Below are 16260 nucleotides of genomic sequence, written 5' to 3'. Positions count from 1 at the left end.
TTGTCGAAGAAGGAGAAAGCCAGATGAATGTTAGGTTAACAAAAAACATCATAAAAGAAATGTGCGGCAATGTCTCCTTCAAGCGAGGAGATTCTTTTGTGAGAAGCAATAAAGTTACGTTTCAATTATTTAATGCAGATACATGTAAAGCAACTGTCCATGGTGCAGATGATTTTAAGGTTAGCATAAAGACGACATCAGATAGTATTCAAGCAGAATGCTCTTGTCCAAAGCTTGCTTCCTTTCAAAAGGATTGTCAGCATGTGGCCGCAGTTTTACTGGCGGTTTATGAGCATCAGGTAAAGAAAACCGCACCACATATCGAGCAGAGAGAGGATCTGCTTGCAGACGAATTATTGTCTATTTTTGATTTGCAGCCTAAACGGAAAAGTGCACATCAACGTCATTTTGAGAATCGAGAAGTAAGAAAAGCAGTTTTTGTTTGTCGGGTGGAGGAAGTTAATAAAAGGGTGATGCTTGCAGTTGAAATGCGTATTGATGATGTTGTCGTACCAAATATGCACGCCTTTTTGCTTGCTTGGAAACAAGCAAATGTCTATACAACAGAAACTATTAATCATAATCCAGAAACACAATGCTTTATTAAGGAGGCAGATGCTTTATTGGGAGGGCTGTTGGCAGTGGCTGAGGACGAAAATGCCTACTTGCCGCAGTTAAGCAAGACAGGAATGGCAGAGGAAAGGCACATGGTATTTCTCACCCCCTCTTCTTGGCCATCGGTTCGTAAGCTGCTCACAAAGGCGCCCCATGTTGAATTTCAATGTTGGGCAGAAACACATCAAGGCTTAACCCTTTCTAGCGGAAAGCTGCCATTAATCTTCCAATTCGAGTATGGGAAAACAGGTAATCATCAGCTCTCTATTTCTGGAATGGAACAAATCCAGCTGCTTCCTATGTATGATTCTGTTGTTTCAAGCGGTACAATCTATGAGGTAGACAGTCAGGATATTCAAAGGCTAACAGAGTTAAAGGGGATGCTTGAGCAGACTGGCACAAATCATATTCCCATCCGTCAAAACCAAGCAGAGTTTTTTCTGGAAAAGGTAGCGCCTAACTTAAGGAAACTGGGCAGTGTGCATATAAGCAGTCAGTTTGTTCGCACACCCCTATTGGCAAAACTGTATTTGGACCGTGTCAATAATCGGCTCTTGGCCAGTTTAGAATTTCATTATGGCCATATTGTAATAAATCCTGTTGAAAGCAGGGATGTTCCTGCACAAGGTGCTTTTGTCAGGGAGGAAGAAAAGGAAAATGAAATCCTGAAAATAATGGAAAACAGCTCGTTTGCCGAAACAGAAAGCGGCTATATCCTCTACAATGAGGAGCTGGAGTATGAATTTCTGTATAATACCTTGCCAGAATTAAAGCTAAGTGTACAAATATATGCTACAACAGCAGTCCGTAATCGCATTTTCAAAGGAAACAGCTTTCCGAAATTCAGGGTAAAGGTGAAGAAGGACCGCATTAACTGGCTGGAATTCAAATTTGAAATGGAGGGCTTTCCAGAAAGAGAAATTAAGGAATTGCTGTCTGCATTAGATGAGAAACGCAAATACTACCGACTACAAAACGGCTCGCTGCTTTCCTTGCAAACTAGGGAATTTGAAAAAATTCAGCAGTTTTTGCGCTTTCCAGAGCTAGAGCTGAAAGAGGAAGTAGATATGTTTGAGCTTCCTTTTACTGAAGGTCTATCCCTTTTTTCAGATGGAGAACAAGGTATTTTAGAATTAGATGAATCAATGGCGGAGCTTATGCAGGTAATTCGAAATCCAGAACGCTCTGACATAGAGGTGCCTGAGCATTTGCAATCCATCTTAAAGGATTACCAGAAAACAGGCTTTAAATGGATGAAAACACTTGCGCGATATGGTTTTGGAGGTATTCTGGCAGATGATATGGGGCTAGGGAAAACGCTGCAAAGCATCACCTTCATTGCCTCAGAACTTCCCGCCATAAAAAAGGATAATAAGCCGATTTTGGTTGTTTGTCCGTCTTCGTTAACATATAACTGGCTTCAGGAAATAATGAAATTTGCACCAGAGATTCAAGCGGTTGTTATAGATGGTGCTGCAATAGAGCGGAAAAAGCTGCTAGATGAGCTTGATGGCATGGATGTTGTTATTACATCTTATCCGTTGCTGCGCAAGGATATTAAATGGTATGCAACACATGTCTTCCACACAGCATTTTTTGACGAGGCACAAGCCTTTAAGAATGCAGGAACACAAACGGCAAAGGCCGTGAAGCAAATTCATGCAGACAACCGTTTTGCCTTAACAGGAACACCAGTGGAAAATTCCATAGAAGAGCTGTGGTCACTGTATTATATTGTTTTTCCACAGCTGTTCAGAAGCTTGAAGGAATATGCCAATCTGACAAGAAAGCAAATAGCACAGCGCATAAAACCATTTCTGCTGCGACGCCTTAAAGAGGATGTGCTGATGGAGCTGCCTAGAAAAGAGGAATGGGAGGAAGCAGTTGATTTGCTGCCAGACCAAAAGAAACTGTATGGTGCTTATTTAGCAAAACTGCGCCACGATACATTCAAGCATCTCGATAAAGCGACACTACGCAAAAACCGCATTAGAATTTTAGCGGGGTTGACGAGACTAAGACAAATTTGCTGCCATCCAGCTCTTTTTGTGGACGGTTATAATGGCAAATCCTCTAAGCTTGAGCAGTTGATGCAATTGGTAGAGGAGTCCAAGCAAGCGGGCAGACGTGTACTGATTTTCTCTCAATTTACGAAGATGCTTGATTTAATTGGCAGAGAGCTTGCTGTTAGAGATATGCCTTTCTTTTATCTTGACGGCAACACACCATCGAGTGAAAGAGTAGAGCTGTGCCATAGATATAATGCTGGTGAAAGGGACTACTTTTTGATCAGTCTAAAGGCAGGCGGAACAGGGCTAAATTTAATGAGTGCTGATACGGTTATTCTTTATGATACTTGGTGGAATCCTGCAGTAGAAGAGCAGGCTGCCGACCGAGCTCACAGGATTGGCCAGGAAAACGTCGTTCAAGTAATCAAGCTGATGGCTAAAGGCACGATTGAAGAGAAAATCCATGAGCTCCAGGAAAAGAAACGGCTTCTTGTTGATGAGCTTATCAATACAGATGAAGCAGTGCTGTCATCCATTACAGAAGAGGAATTACGGAGCCTGCTTTTATAAAAAATAGAAGGGAATGTTAGGGCTATGGTAAACAAAATTAAACTTAATGATACGGTAATACATGTAAAAAGCTATAAAGAAGAGTTAATTGACGGCCTTCATTCTATTACTGTCGTATTTGATGTAGGAAATGAAGATTATCATGCCATTACTACATTATTGTACAAAAATGATTTTCAAGTCACCGTTCCAGAAACAGAGCTGTCCTTTGCTGCAGCTATCCAACAATACTCAACATCTGTCACGAACTTATATGAAAAAGGAAATGTGGGCGAATTTACGTTAACACTGTTGGAAAAAAGGAATAGATAGAAAGAAGGCATCCTCATGAGGTTAGGAATTTTAGATCAATCACCGATTTCTACAAATCAAAATGCCCAAGCTGCCCTAGCTGCGTCTGCCAAATTGGCGCAAGCAGGTGAGAAATTTGGTTATACACGCTATTGGCTTGCAGAGCATCATGACTTGCCAGGCCTTGCATGCTCAGCACCAGAAGTGATGCTGAGTTATATTGGAGCTAATACAAGTACAATCCGAATTGGTGCAGGTGCTGTTCTATTGCCCTATTATAAGCCATACAAGGTTGCTGAGGTCTACAACATGCTGGCAACATTATTTCCTGATCGGGTCGATTTAGGCATTGGGAGAGCACCAGGTGGTTCAGCAGAAGCAAGTAATGCCCTGAGCGAGAACTTTCTTAAGCAGGTGTGGGCAATGCCTGAAAACATCAAGGAGCTGCTGCAGTTTTTGGATGCTGAATATCCTGCAGCTCATGAGCAAGCAGCATTATCAGCAGCACCTGTTCCAGCGGTTGCGCCTGTGCCATGGCTGCTTGGGACAAGCAAAAAAAGCGCTGCTCTTGCAGGATCACTTGGGCTTTCCTATACATTTGGCCATTTTATGAGTGAAAATGATGGACCGGAAATTGTTCAGCAGTATAAGCTCGCCTTCAAAAAGCGCAAAAATGGGGAAAGCAAGGCTGAAGTAATTGTGGCTGTTTCTGTAATATGCGCAGAAACAACCGAACAAGCAGAAGCTATTGCCTTAAGCTCCCTCATTTGGTCACTGCAACGGGCAAAGGGGCAAGGGGAAAAAGGAGTCCCATCAATAGAAGAGGCTAAAAACTATGAGCTCACAGAAGAAGAGACCGAAAAGCTTACTTCCATGAAGGAAAAAATGATCATCGGAAATCCGCAGGAAGTCAAAAACAAGCTTAGCAAAGTAAGTGAGACATATGGCGCTGACGAGATGATGATTGTTACCATTACTTATGACATAGCTGATAAAATACAGTCATACAAGCTGATAGCAGAGGAATTGCTTTCATAAATTAGGGAGAAGGGACATTCTGTAAGGAGGTCCCTTTTTCTATGTTTATGTATGAAAGAATTTTTTCTAAATACTAATACTCTCTATATCATCCATCTAAAAAAAATAGTATAATTCGAATTGAGTAAGGGCTTACATAAAATGGTGCAGAGAGATAATTGTACCGAAAAGTATATCAACTTTGTTTATCTAATAAACTAAGTTGGGTGAACTGCTGTTTATTAGTGGTGCGTCCAATAATTAAAGGGGGAGACTATGCTTAAAGTCTTAAAAAAGTGGAATACATTACGGAACCAAATACTAATAGTTTTCCTGTCAGCAATGTTTATTGTGTTATTGATTGTAAGTATCCTCACCTTTAATCAAGTATCCTATTTGCTAAAAAACAATGCGGAAAAACAGATTAAACAAGTTGCTGTGGAAGCAAATGGCAGGCTTGAATCATTGTATGAGCAAATCAACATGGCTTCAAAGCTAGTTGTAACAAACGACAAAGTACAAAAGCTTTTGACGAAGGAATATGAAAATAAGGAAGTGCCATTTTTGGAGCTGCAGGAATTGATGGGAACAGTGAACACCATTACAGCAAACTCTGATGGCATTTTTTCTTTTCAGCTTTTTACGAATGAAGAGCATCGTATATTACCACTTGATGATGCAAATGCACCTCTTAAATTAAGGAAGAGCTGGGTGGAGCTGGCGAAGAGAGAAAAGGGAAGACTTGTTTGGATCGGTGAAGACCCGAATGATGCTAATTATTTTCTTGCAATCAGACGAGTTAATCTGATGGACAAAAACTATGCCAATGGCGGATATATCCTTATCAGTATGTATAAAGAGTATTTCCAATTTGTAAATAAAGATTTGACTAATAAAACAAATCAGTATTCGATATTGCTTGATAAAGCGCTTGAGCCGATTATTACTGATTATGACAAGCCACTACAATCCATCATACATAATGACAGTACGACTGTTGAAATCAATAAAAAGGATTATATGGTAACAAGAGAGGAATCGGATATTACAGGTTGGACTGTGCTTATCCTAACGCCTGTCACCGCTTTGACAAGCGGAATTTCTGTTCTTCGTTCAAGCATTTTCGTTTCTGGACTAATCGGTCTGCTGATTTATTTTATCTGTTCTTTATTTTTATCGACCATTATCACAAGACCCATAATCAGGCTCACAAATACAATGAGACATGCGAGTCAAGGATCACTGGAGATGAATCCAAAGCTTCCGTCTGTTAATGAGATAAATGAGTTAAATAGCACCTATAACCAACTTGTTAAAGAAACAAATCATTTAATCAAAATGGTTTATGAAAAGGAAATCGTCAAGAGCAGAAGTGAGTTGAAAGCAATCCAAGCACAGATTAATCCCCATTTTCTCTTCAATACACTTAATGCTCTTCATTGGTCGCTTGAGGAAAAGGGAGAGGAGGAGCTAGCAGATACAGTTGTGGCCATGTCTAATTTGTTTCGATATACCATTACGAACAGCCAAGAGGATGAATGGGTATTTTTGAAGGATGAACTTAATCATATAAACGATTATATGGAAATCATGCAAATGCGTTTTGGCGATAAGCTAAAATGGCGCATTGAGATGGATACGGCTTATGAACTGGTAAGGGTACCTAAGTTTTTAATTCAGCCGCTGGTAGAAAATGCCGTTATACATGGTGCAGGTAACAAGATAGGGGTTTGTTATATTATCATTTCTGTCAGACATGTGTCAAACACACAAAACTTGTTGGTAACGGTTGAAGATGATGGTGCAGGTATAGCCGAAGACAGCTTGGAGAAAATCAAGAAAGCGATGGCAAAAGGCGGGATTACCTCGGTTAAAGGCAAGGGTATGGCTATTTCCAACGTATTTAAAAGGTTGAAGCTCTACTACCAAGAGGATGGACATGAGGGGCTGGAGATTAAGAGTATGCGCGATAAGGGGACAACTGTTTCCTTCGAAATTCCAATTATGGGGGGAGAAAAGGAATGTATACAAAAACAATCTTAATTGTCGATGATGAGCCTAAAGCAAGGCAAGGAATGAAGAATACTCTGGAGGCTTGGGCAGATAAAAGGTGGCAAATAATTGCTGCAGCAGACGGCGAGGAAGCGATTGAACTCGTCAAGCAATACAAGATTCATATATTAATAACAGATATCAGAATGCCGCAAATAACTGGCCTTAAGCTATTGCAGGAAATAAAAAGGCAAAGCCTATCACCAGTTGCAATCGTTATTTCTGCTTATTCCGAGTTCGAGTATGCACAAGAAGCACTCCGCTTAGGTGTTGTTAATTATTTACTTAAGCCTGTCAGTAAAAAGAAGCTGATTGAAGCAGTCGAAGCTGCTGTTACCATCGAAACAAAGCAAACAAGAGCAGAAATGATGGAAAAGGTCGTCGATGAAAAGCTGCTCAAGCTCAACTTGAAAGAAACAACTACGAAGGAACCAGTGCTAGAAGCAATTCATTATATTGACCAGCACTTAAAATTAGAGCTGAGTTTAAAAGGAGTCGCAGAGCATGTCCATTTAAATTCAAGCTATTTAAGTGTGCTCTTTAAGGAACAAATGAAAGTAACTTTTAGTGAATATATAACAAGGCGCAGAATTCAGTATGCAAAGGAGCTGCTGATTTCCACTAAGCATCCAATTGCAGATATTGCGGAGGAATGCGGCTATAAAACAGCTAAATATTTTATTAAGATTTTCCGAGAGTTAGAAGGAGTCACACCAAGCATGTACAGAAGGACAAACAGTGTAACGGTTTTCTAAAAAAAGTAGTATTTTTCCTAATGACAGTGACCTTTCAGGGCAATAAGAAAAGATGGTAGACTCATAGTGTAAAGAAACTAAAAAAAAGGGGGCAAAAAAGTGATTAGACGCAAATCTATTTTCGTTATGATGTCCATTGTCATGATAGTTGTCTTAGCATTAGCAGGATGTTCATCGTCTACAAATGAAAGCGCTTCAAGTGATGGTAAAACCGTCATTAAATTTATGCACCTATGGCCAGAAGGATCTTCAAAGGCACAATACACGATAGTAAATAATATCATCAAGCAATATGAAAAGGATCATCCAGATATAAAAATTCAAACTGAAATTCTTGGAAATGAGCAATACAAAGATAAAATCAAAGTTTTATCTGCATCAAATGAACTTCCTGATGTTGGGGTAACATGGGCTGCCGGCTACTTAAAGCCTTTCGTGGAAGGAAACATGCTTGCACCTTTAGATGATAAAATCGAAAGCGATTTCAAGGACTCGTTTGTTGCAGGGACGACAGAAGCATATGCAGTGGATGGGAAAACATACGGGTTGCCACTTGAGCTGAACATAACACCAGTTTACTACAACAAAGAAATCTTCGAGAAATACAATCTTGAAATACCAGAAACATATGATCAATTCGTTGAAGTAGTAAAAACGTTAGTAGACAAAGGGGTAACACCAATTACGCTTGGAAACAAGGACAGATGGACAGGATCTATGTGGTATATGTACCTTGCCGACCGCATTGGCGGTTCTGAAGCTCTCGCAAATGCGATTAATCGTTCTGGAAGCTTTGAAGATCCGGCTTTGTTGAAAGCAGCGGAAGAAGTGAAGAAGCTTGTTGACATGGGGGCATTTGTCAAAGGATTCAATGGCTTATCAAACGATGAGGCAAAAGGCTATTTCATGAATGAACAGGCAGCCATGTATTTAATGGCAACATGGGAGCTGCCAAACTACACAACTAGTCCTGATGTTACGCAAGAATTCAAAGATAAAGTAGGCTATTTCAAATTTCCAACATATGAAGGCGGTAAAGGAGATATTAACAGCTATGTTGGCGGACCTGGAGTTGGTTTATTTGTATCAGAGAATTCCAAAGTAAAGGACGAATCAAAGGATTTTGTTTCCTACCTTGTGAAGGAGTGGGGCAAGCGTTCAGTCTCAGATGCTGGAGTGATTCCGGCAACAGTTGTTGACACTTCCAGTACAGAGCTTGACCAAATGTATATTGATATCCTTAATGATTTAGGCAGTGCATCCAACTTGACTCTTTATGCAGATGTACAAATGAGTTCAAGTGTTGCACAAGTCCATTTGGATATGATTCAATCCTTGTTTGGCGGTCAGGCGACACCAAAGGATTTTGTGAAAAAGCAGGAAGAGGCATTATCAGAAGAGGAGTAACGAACATAAGTTACATGCATTTAGGGGCATTATTCCTATGCCCCTAATAGTAAAGAAGGAGGGGAGATTAGCGAATGAAAACGGTCATGTCTAATAAACTTGCCATTTGCTTATATGTGCTGCCTGCTTTAATTCTGGTTCTCGTGCTGATTTACATTCCGATTGTCCTTACAGGCTATTACGGGCTGATGGATTGGGATGGAATTGGTGCGATGAAGTTTATTGGTTTAGATAATTATGTGCAGCTGATAAAGGATAAGATGTTTTGGAACAGTACATATCATTCTGTCTTATTGGCGTTATTTTCAGCGATAAGTTTGATTTTCTACTTAGTTATTTCCATCATCCTTGCAAGCAGAATTAAAGGAGCCAATTTGCTGCGGAAAATATATTTAATTCCAATGCTGTTATCATCTGTTGCGATTGCACAGCTGTGGCTGAAAATTTTTGATCCGACAAACGGGATGCTTAATAAATTGCTCGAGCTGTTCGGTATGGAAAATACACCAACATGGCTGGCAGATCCTAATCTTGTGCTTATTGCCATCTTTGTTCCGATTATTTGGCAGTATGCTGGCTTCTATATCATTATTTATTATGCCGCATTAAAAAACGTGCCGGAGGAAGTGATAGAGGCGGCAAGAATAGATGGTGCAACACCTTTGCAGATAGCGTACAGAATAAAGCTACCGCTCATTTCAGGAGTTATTAAAGTAACGATTGTTCTTGCAATTGTCGGCTCGCTGAAATACTTTGACCTCATTTATGTCATGACAGGAGGCGGGCCTAACGGTTCGAGTGAAGTGATTGCTTCCTATATGTACAAAGAGGCCTTTAAAACGTATAACTTTGGCTATGGCAGTGCCATTGGCTTTGCCTTACTTATCATTTGCCTAATTATGACTTGGGTCATTCAGAAGCTTACTGCATCGAAGGAAGATGTCCAGTATTAATACGAAGGGAGTGATAAAAATGAGTGAGCTATCCGTACAAAAAAGACTGAAAACAAGTAAGTCATTTTCACCGAAGGCGAAGAGCTCTATCGGATCAAAAATCGGCTTCAGCTTCCTATACCTTATTTTAGGTATCATTGCAGTATTTCAAATTTATCCATTAGTCTGGCTGTTCTTTTTTTCTCTGAAAACAAATCAGGAAGTGTTTGGTTTATCACCGTTTGCTTTGCCTAAGGATCCGCAATGGAGCAATTATGCAAAGGTTTGGACACAGGGCAATATCAGTCTGTATTTCTTTAACAGTGTTTGGATTACTGTTGTCGCAGTTTTGTTGACGGTCATACTAGCAAGCTTTGTGACATTTGCGATTACAAGAATGTATTGGAAATTTAGCAAGCTTGTTCTTGGGCTGTTTATGGTAGGGATTATGATTCCGCTGCATTCCACCTTGATTCCATTATTCAGCTTCTTTAACAATATACATCTGATTGATAATCCCATTTCTATCATCATTTCCTACACTGCCTTTAATCTGCCATTAACGATAATGATTTTATTAGGCTTTTATCAAACACTACCACGGGAAATTGAAGAGGCAGCAGTTATGGACGGTTGTTCCATTCACAGGATTTTCTTTCAAATCACCTTGCCAATGACAACACCAGTTATGGCAACAATCGTCATTATTAATATGATTTATAACTGGAATGAATTCGTCTTCGTCAATACCTTTATCAGCTCTGATAAGTGGAAGACATTAACTGTTGGAGTTAATAATTTTGTCGGTCAATATTTGACAGATTGGGGAGCAATCGGAGCAACGTTAATGATTAGCATCATCCCAATATTAATTGCCTTTATTGCATTGAGTAATCGAATTGTCGAAGGATTAGCAGCAGGGTCTGTCAAAGGATAAAAACGAAAAAGGAGCTGTGATTTATGCCGGAAAATATGTTTTTTAACGCACATCACTCCCCAATTGGAGCATTCTCAAGCTTTACACTTGGATTTCCAGGTGCAGGCGGGGGACTTGATTTGGAGCTTGGACGTTCACCAAAAAAGAATGTTTATATTGGTGTTGAAAGCCTAGATAAAGAAGGTGTTTACGAGGCACTTCCGTTTTTCGCCTATCAGGAAGACGATGAAAGCAAACGGTATGATATTGAAAACATGGACCCTGATCCTGATAAGCCAAATATCATTTTTCCGTTTCCAAAGGAGAAGATAACAAGGGAATTTAAGCTAGGCACAGATACATGGAAAGCAGGGGACTTAACCTTCAAGATTTATACACAAGTAGAATCTGTACCAGAGCCGGGAGCGGGTAATGAGGAGGAAATGAAAAAAGTTCTCCTGCCTGCTGTTCTCGCAGAATTGACGGTTGATAATACAAACGGAACAAAAGCTAGGCGAGCATTTTTTGGCTATGAAGGCAGTGACCCGTACAGCTCGATGCGACGGCTCGATGATACAATGGACGGAATTGCCGGAATCGGACAAGGCAGACTAACGGCAATTGCCGCAAGTAATGCAGACATGAAATCAGCAATGCATTTCAGCATGGAAAATATCCTGACGACACCGAATGAGGAAAACTGGACATTCGGCTTAGGTCCGCTCGGTGCCCTTGTCGCAGATGTACCTGCAGGAGAGGTGAGGACATACCGGTTTGCTGTCTGCTTCTATCGCGGCGGCATTGCTACGGCTGGAATGGATACATCCTATTACTATACGAAGTACTTTAAAAATATCGAGTCTGTTGCAGCTTTTGCCTTGGAGCATTTTGCTGAAATTGCCGAAAGAGCGGAAGCTGCAGACGATCGTCTGCTTACTGCTGACCATTTATCGGCAGACCAAAAATTCATGCTGATACATTCTATTCGCAGCTACTATGGTTCCACACAGCTCCTAAGTGTCGATGACGAGCCGTTCTGGGTTGTCAACGAAGGGGAATACAGAATGATGAATACATTTGATTTAACTGTTGATCAACTATTCTTTGAGCTGAAAATGAACCCATGGACAGTCAAAAATGAATTAGATATGTTTGTGGAGCGCTTCAGCTACGAAGATAAAGTCCGATTCCCTGACAGTGATACCGAATATCATGGCGGCATCAGCTTTACCCATGATATGGGTGTTGCTAATACTATTTCCCGTCCACATTATTCTTCCTATGAGCTGTATGGGCTTGACGGCTGCTTTTCCTATATGACACATGAACAGCTCGTAAACTGGGTATTATGTGCTGCTGTTTATGTGACACATACGGAGGATGAAGCATGGCTAAAGACGAACATGCCGATAGTAGAGAGCTGTTTTGAAAGCTTAATGAACAGGGATCATCCAATTCCTGAAAAGAGAAATGGTTTAATGGGACTTGATTCCTCCAGAGTAATGGGAGGAGCTGAAATAACGACATATGACAGCTTAGATGTTTCATTAGGGCAAGCAAGAAATAATATTTATCTTGCAGGGAAAATTTGGGCCTCTTATGTCGCTCTTGAAAAGATATTCAGTGAGCATGGGCTGACAGAGCTTGCAGAGCAAGCAGGCATCCAAGCAGAAAAATGTGCCAATACAATTGTGGAAAATGTGACAGAAGAAGGCTATATCCCAGCAGTAATTGGAGAGGGCAATGATTCGAAGATAATTCCAGCAATTGAAGGGCTTATTTTCCCATACTTCACCAATTGCAAGGAAGCACTTGAAGATACAGGAAGATTCGGTCCTTATATTCAAGCATTGAAAAAGCATTTAGAAACAGTGATGACAGAAGGGGTTTGCCTGTTTGAAGACGGTGGCTGGAAGATCTCGTCAACAAGCAGCAATTCATGGCTCAGCAAAATCTACTTAAGCCAATTCATCGCAAGAGAAATTCTCGGATGGCAATGGGATGAAACTGGGGCAAAAGCAGACGCTGCCCATGTTAAATGGCTGACACATCCAGTACTTTCAGTTTGGAGCTGGAGCGATCAAATCATTGCAGGAGAGATTGCAGGAAGCAAATATTACCCTCGTGGTGTAACAAGCATCCTTTGGCTTGCAGAAAGTAAGTAGAACAAAAAGAGGTGAAAATATGTGGGCAAAATCGATGGGAAAACTATTCATTGCATGTGAGTGGATCATGAAGACAGCATACCTTAATATCATCTGGATCGCATATACAATAGCAGGTCTGCTTGTATTCGGGTTTATGCCTGCAACCACAGCTTTGTTTGCGGTGATAAGGAAATGGCTTCATAGAGAAACAGATATACCTGTGTGGAGGACATTTCATACTATTTATAAACAGGAATTTCTTAAAGCTAATTTATTAGGACTTTTCTTAATGGTAATTGGTGTGATTCTCTGTTTGGATTATTGGTTTCTCCAGTATACAGATGGCCTGATCAAAGGGATGATGACAGGTATGCTATTGCTGCTGTCAGCGATTTTTCTCACACTGCTGGGATACTTCTTTCCTATTTTTGTCCATTATGACTTAAAGCTTGGCGATTATCTTAAATATGCCCTGCTCCTTGGGGCATATCATCTGCATATCACACTGTTGATGCTAGTTCTTACAATAGCGACAGCTTGTCTTTTATTATATATGCCCGGGCTTATTCCGTTTTACGGTGGTATTTCCATTGCGTGGATATGGATGGCAGGAGGGAGTTATAGCTTTAGGTTGATTGAGAAAAGAGGGGGGAAAGGACTGGCTGTTTAGGTGCATAAAAAAGCGTGAGCTCCGTTGCTCACGCTTTTTTTATTTAATTTCAAGCTGTGCCTTCAAAAACGCCTCTGCCGAAAACGCCGCTGCCCCAATGGCTGACACTGGCATAGATGGACTAGAGAAATCAATTCTGATATCTGTCTGATTAAAAGGAGAAGTATATTGCTGGATGACTTCCTTTACCTTTGGCTCTAGCCACTGTTTACAGGAAGCGAGCCGATTTCCGATAATGATTTGCTCTGGATTGAAGGCATGAATAATATTAATAATACCGACAGCCAGGTTTTCGCCAATTTCTGCTAATGTCTCTAGAATTTCTTTGTTTCCTTCTTTTGCAAGGCTGATAATATCATCCAAACCGACTTCCTTTGGGGAGTTCTTAGTGTTTGCTTTTGATAGTAAAGCCTGTTCTGAAGCATAAAGCTCCCAGCAGCCTTTGTTGCCGCACGTACATTTAGCACCATTTCGATCAATTGTCATATGTCCGACTTCACCAGAATAGCCGGTAAATCCACTGTAAAGCTCGCCATTAATAATAATTCCAGCACCAATACCGATACCTGCGCTAATGTATATCAAGTTATCAGCATGCTGACCAACTCCAAACCGTTTTTCCCCGTAAGCACCAGTGTTCGCTTCGTTTTCAACAATAACCGGGATTTGAAAGATTTTCTCCAGCTCTGTTTGAAAAGGGATATCGTGCCAGCCTAGGTTTGGTGCAAGTAAAAGTGTGCCTTTGTTATCAACAATACCTGGTGTGCCTACCCCAATTCCAACAATATGGTAAGGAGAGGGAGGGGCTGCGCTTATTAAGAATTTGATTATATTTACTACTCGGCTTATCGTATCTGCATAGGAGATGTTTTTGTACGCTTCGTTTTTATGTACAACAATATTACCGCTCAAATCCGTCAGCACGCCGAGGATATAATTGACACCAAGGTCGATTCCAATCGTATGTCCAGCTCCATGATTAAAGTGGAGCATGACGGGGCGTCTGCCGCCGCTTGATTCGCCTGGACCAGATTCATTAATAAGTTTTTCCTCAATGAGCTCTGCTACAAGCGAAGAAACAGTGCCTTTATTAAGGCCAGAACGCTGGGCGATATCTGCACGGGAGAGGGGAGCATGATTGATAATTTGCGAAAGTACAAGTGATTTGTTTTCTTTTTTTACGAGCTGTTGGTTCCAAGTGATTGGCATGAATGTATTTTAGCCCCCTTTAATTTGAAAATAATATCCCCATTTTATCATTAATAGGGCAAAACAGTAATACAATTAAACTAAGTTTATCTAATAAACAAACAAAGTGCAATAAACTTAGTTTATTCAATAGACAAACTAAGTTGACGCTGATATAATAGGTTCATAGCTAACAAGAAGATAGAAAGAGAATGGAAAATATGATTCTTCTTTTTCTTGTATTTTGTAAGCGATATCAAAAATATGAATGTAATAGGGAGGCAGTTAACTATGGCGTATTTTGAAAACATTAACAAAATAAAGTATGAAGGTCCTACATCGAAAAATCCTTTTTCTTTTAAGTACTATAATCCAGAGGAAATCGTAAATGGCGCTTCCATGGAAGAGCAGCTTCGTTTCTCTGTAGCATACTGGCACACATTCACAGCGGATGGCACAGACCCGTTTGGAAGTGGTACAGCCATCCGCCCGTGGAATCACTTAAGAGGCCTAGATTTGGCAAAGGCTCGTGTGGAAGCCGCTTTTGAATTATTTGAAAAACTGAACGCTCCGTTTTTCTGCTTTCATGATTCTGATATTGCACCAGAAGGAAATACATTAAAAGAAACATATGATAATCTCGATCCGATCGTAGCGATGATTAAGGAATATATGAAAACAAGCAAAACGAAACTGCTTTGGAATACAGCAAATATGTTTACGCATCCAAGATACGTTCATGGTGCTGCAACATCAAATAATGCGGATGTGTTTGCATACGCTGCAGCAAAAGTGAAAAAAGGCCTTGAAATCGGCAAGGAATTAGGTGCAGAAAACTATGTGTTCTGGGGTGGCCGTGAAGGGTATGACACATTGCTGAACACTGATATGAAATTAGAGCAAGACAACCTGGCTCGTTTCTTCCATATGGCCATTGATTATGCGAAAGAAATTAACTTTAATGTCCCGTTCCTAATTGAGCCGAAGCCAAAAGAACCGACAAAGCATCAGTATGATTTTGATGTGGCGACAGGATTGGCATTCCTGCAGAAATATGATCTTCAGGATCATTTTAAATTCAATATTGAAGCAAACCATGCGACGCTTGCTGGCCACACATTTGAGCATGAATTGCGAGTGGCGAGAATTAACGGCATGCTTGGCTCTGTTGATGCAAACCAAGGAGATACATTGATTGGCTGGGATACAGATGAATTCCCGACTGATTTGTACAGCACGACATTGGCGATGTATGAAATTTTGATGAATGGCGGACTTGGCAAAGGCGGCTTAAACTTTGATGCAAAGGTGCGCAGAGGTTCCTTTGAGGCAGAAGATCTTTTCCATGCTCATATTGCAGGAATGGATTCATTTGCTATCGGTCTTAAGGTGGCAAATAAGCTGATAGAAGACAGAGTGCTGGAAGACTTTATTGCCGATCGTTATGCAAGCTTTAATGAAGGAATTGGTCTGGATATTGTCGAAGGTAGAACAAACCTCCATAAATTAGAGCAATATGCACTTGCAGCTGGGGAAGTAACAAATAAATCAGGACGTCAAGAGCGATTAAAAGCGATTGTGAATCAATATTTACTGGAAACATTATCAACTGTACGCGTATAAAAGGAGAAGGAAGAATGTGCTGGGACGATTGTTGCCAGCACATTTTTTAAAACACAAATGACAAAATG

12 protein-coding genes are annotated in these 16260 nt (G+C 40.5%); 11 read left to right on the top strand and 1 reads right to left on the bottom strand.

The genetic code is table 11. The annotated features are described in order from the left end of the window. The first annotated feature begins 23 nt into the window (after positions 1-23). From EM808_RS02515 to EM808_RS02470, 10 genes are all read left to right on the top strand, one after another. On the top strand, positions 24-3194 hold the full coding sequence (locus EM808_RS02515; RefSeq protein WP_127735338.1) for a DEAD/DEAH box helicase: 3171 nt from the start codon (positions 24-26) through the stop codon (positions 3192-3194). Positions 3195-3218: 24 nt separating this feature from the next. Beyond that, positions 3219-3506 (top strand): DUF3219 family protein, encoded by a 288-nt coding sequence (locus EM808_RS02510; RefSeq protein ID WP_127735335.1) that lies wholly within the window; start codon positions 3219-3221, stop codon positions 3504-3506. A gap of 15 nt (positions 3507-3521) precedes the next feature. Then, complete coding sequence (locus EM808_RS02505; protein WP_127735332.1) at positions 3522-4523, top strand: MsnO8 family LLM class oxidoreductase; 1002 nt, start codon at positions 3522-3524, stop codon at positions 4521-4523. A gap of 255 nt (positions 4524-4778) precedes the next feature. Next, a complete protein-coding gene (locus tag EM808_RS02500; RefSeq protein WP_127735329.1) occupies positions 4779-6545 on the top strand; it encodes a sensor histidine kinase in 1767 nt (588 codons plus the stop codon). Next, complete coding sequence (locus EM808_RS02495) at positions 6524-7309, top strand: response regulator transcription factor (RefSeq protein ID WP_127735326.1); 786 nt, start codon at positions 6524-6526, stop codon at positions 7307-7309. Before EM808_RS02500 ends, EM808_RS02495 begins: the two co-directional genes overlap by 22 nt. Positions 7310-7411: 102 nt before the next feature. Next, complete coding sequence (locus tag EM808_RS02490) at positions 7412-8716, top strand: extracellular solute-binding protein (RefSeq protein WP_127736678.1); 1305 nt, start codon at positions 7412-7414, stop codon at positions 8714-8716. Positions 8717-8790: 74 nt separating this feature from the next. Continuing rightward, on the top strand, positions 8791-9669 hold the full coding sequence (locus EM808_RS02485) for a carbohydrate ABC transporter permease (protein WP_127735323.1): 879 nt from the start codon (positions 8791-8793) through the stop codon (positions 9667-9669). A 19-nt stretch (positions 9670-9688) separates the two neighbouring features. Then, the gene (locus tag EM808_RS02480) at positions 9689-10585 is read left to right on the top strand and encodes a carbohydrate ABC transporter permease (protein ID WP_127735321.1); all 897 of its coding nucleotides are present in this window, start codon (positions 9689-9691) and stop codon (positions 10583-10585) included. 23 nt (positions 10586-10608) lie between these two features. Beyond that, positions 10609-12729 (top strand): glycoside hydrolase family 52 protein, encoded by a 2121-nt coding sequence (locus EM808_RS02475; RefSeq protein ID WP_127735318.1) that lies wholly within the window; start codon positions 10609-10611, stop codon positions 12727-12729. A gap of 19 nt (positions 12730-12748) precedes the next feature. Beyond that, on the top strand, positions 12749-13381 hold the full coding sequence (locus EM808_RS02470; RefSeq protein WP_127735315.1) for a YesL family protein: 633 nt from the start codon (positions 12749-12751) through the stop codon (positions 13379-13381). Positions 13382-13420: 39 nt separating this feature from the next. On the opposite strand, the gene EM808_RS02465 is transcribed toward EM808_RS02470, so the two are convergent. Next, positions 13421-14590: an ROK family transcriptional regulator gene (locus EM808_RS02465; protein ID WP_127735312.1), complete on the bottom strand. Its 1170-nt coding sequence runs from the start codon at positions 14588-14590 to the stop codon at positions 13421-13423. A gap of 270 nt (positions 14591-14860) precedes the next feature. Here EM808_RS02465 and xylA point away from each other — a divergent pair, with 270 nt between their 5' ends. Continuing rightward, positions 14861-16192: a xylose isomerase gene (gene xylA, locus EM808_RS02460; RefSeq protein WP_127735309.1), complete on the top strand. Its 1332-nt coding sequence runs from the start codon at positions 14861-14863 to the stop codon at positions 16190-16192. Positions 16193-16260 lie beyond the last annotated feature (68 nt).

Origin of the sequence: Niallia taxi (assembly GCF_004005475.1) — a bacterium.
Lineage (GTDB): Bacteria > Bacillota > Bacilli > Bacillales > Cytobacillaceae > Niallia > Niallia taxi.
The sequence above is the reverse complement of the archived record's forward strand: the minus strand, read 5'-3'. Positions and strand labels throughout refer to the sequence as shown.

Excerpts from the sequence above, each read along its gene's own strand:
- EM808_RS02515 (WP_127735338.1), top strand. The coding sequence starts at position 24 with ATGAATGTTAGGTTAACAAAAAACATCATAAAAGAAATGTGCGGCAAT.
- EM808_RS02510 (WP_127735335.1), top strand. The coding sequence starts at position 3,219 with ATGGTAAACAAAATTAAACTTAATGATACGGTAATACATGTAAAAAGC.
- EM808_RS02505 (WP_127735332.1), top strand. The coding sequence starts at position 3,522 with ATGAGGTTAGGAATTTTAGATCAATCACCGATTTCTACAAATCAAAAT.
- EM808_RS02500 (WP_127735329.1), top strand. The coding sequence starts at position 4,779 with ATGCTTAAAGTCTTAAAAAAGTGGAATACATTACGGAACCAAATACTA.
- EM808_RS02495 (WP_127735326.1), top strand. The coding sequence starts at position 6,524 with ATGTATACAAAAACAATCTTAATTGTCGATGATGAGCCTAAAGCAAGG.
- EM808_RS02485 (WP_127735323.1), top strand. The coding sequence starts at position 8,791 with ATGAAAACGGTCATGTCTAATAAACTTGCCATTTGCTTATATGTGCTG.
- EM808_RS02480 (WP_127735321.1), top strand. The coding sequence starts at position 9,689 with ATGAGTGAGCTATCCGTACAAAAAAGACTGAAAACAAGTAAGTCATTT.
- EM808_RS02475 (WP_127735318.1), top strand. The coding sequence starts at position 10,609 with ATGCCGGAAAATATGTTTTTTAACGCACATCACTCCCCAATTGGAGCA.
- EM808_RS02470 (WP_127735315.1), top strand. The coding sequence starts at position 12,749 with ATGTGGGCAAAATCGATGGGAAAACTATTCATTGCATGTGAGTGGATC.
- EM808_RS02465 (WP_127735312.1), bottom strand. The coding sequence starts at position 14,590 with ATGCCAATCACTTGGAACCAACAGCTCGTAAAAAAAGAAAACAAATCA.
- xylA (WP_127735309.1), top strand. The coding sequence starts at position 14,861 with ATGGCGTATTTTGAAAACATTAACAAAATAAAGTATGAAGGTCCTACA.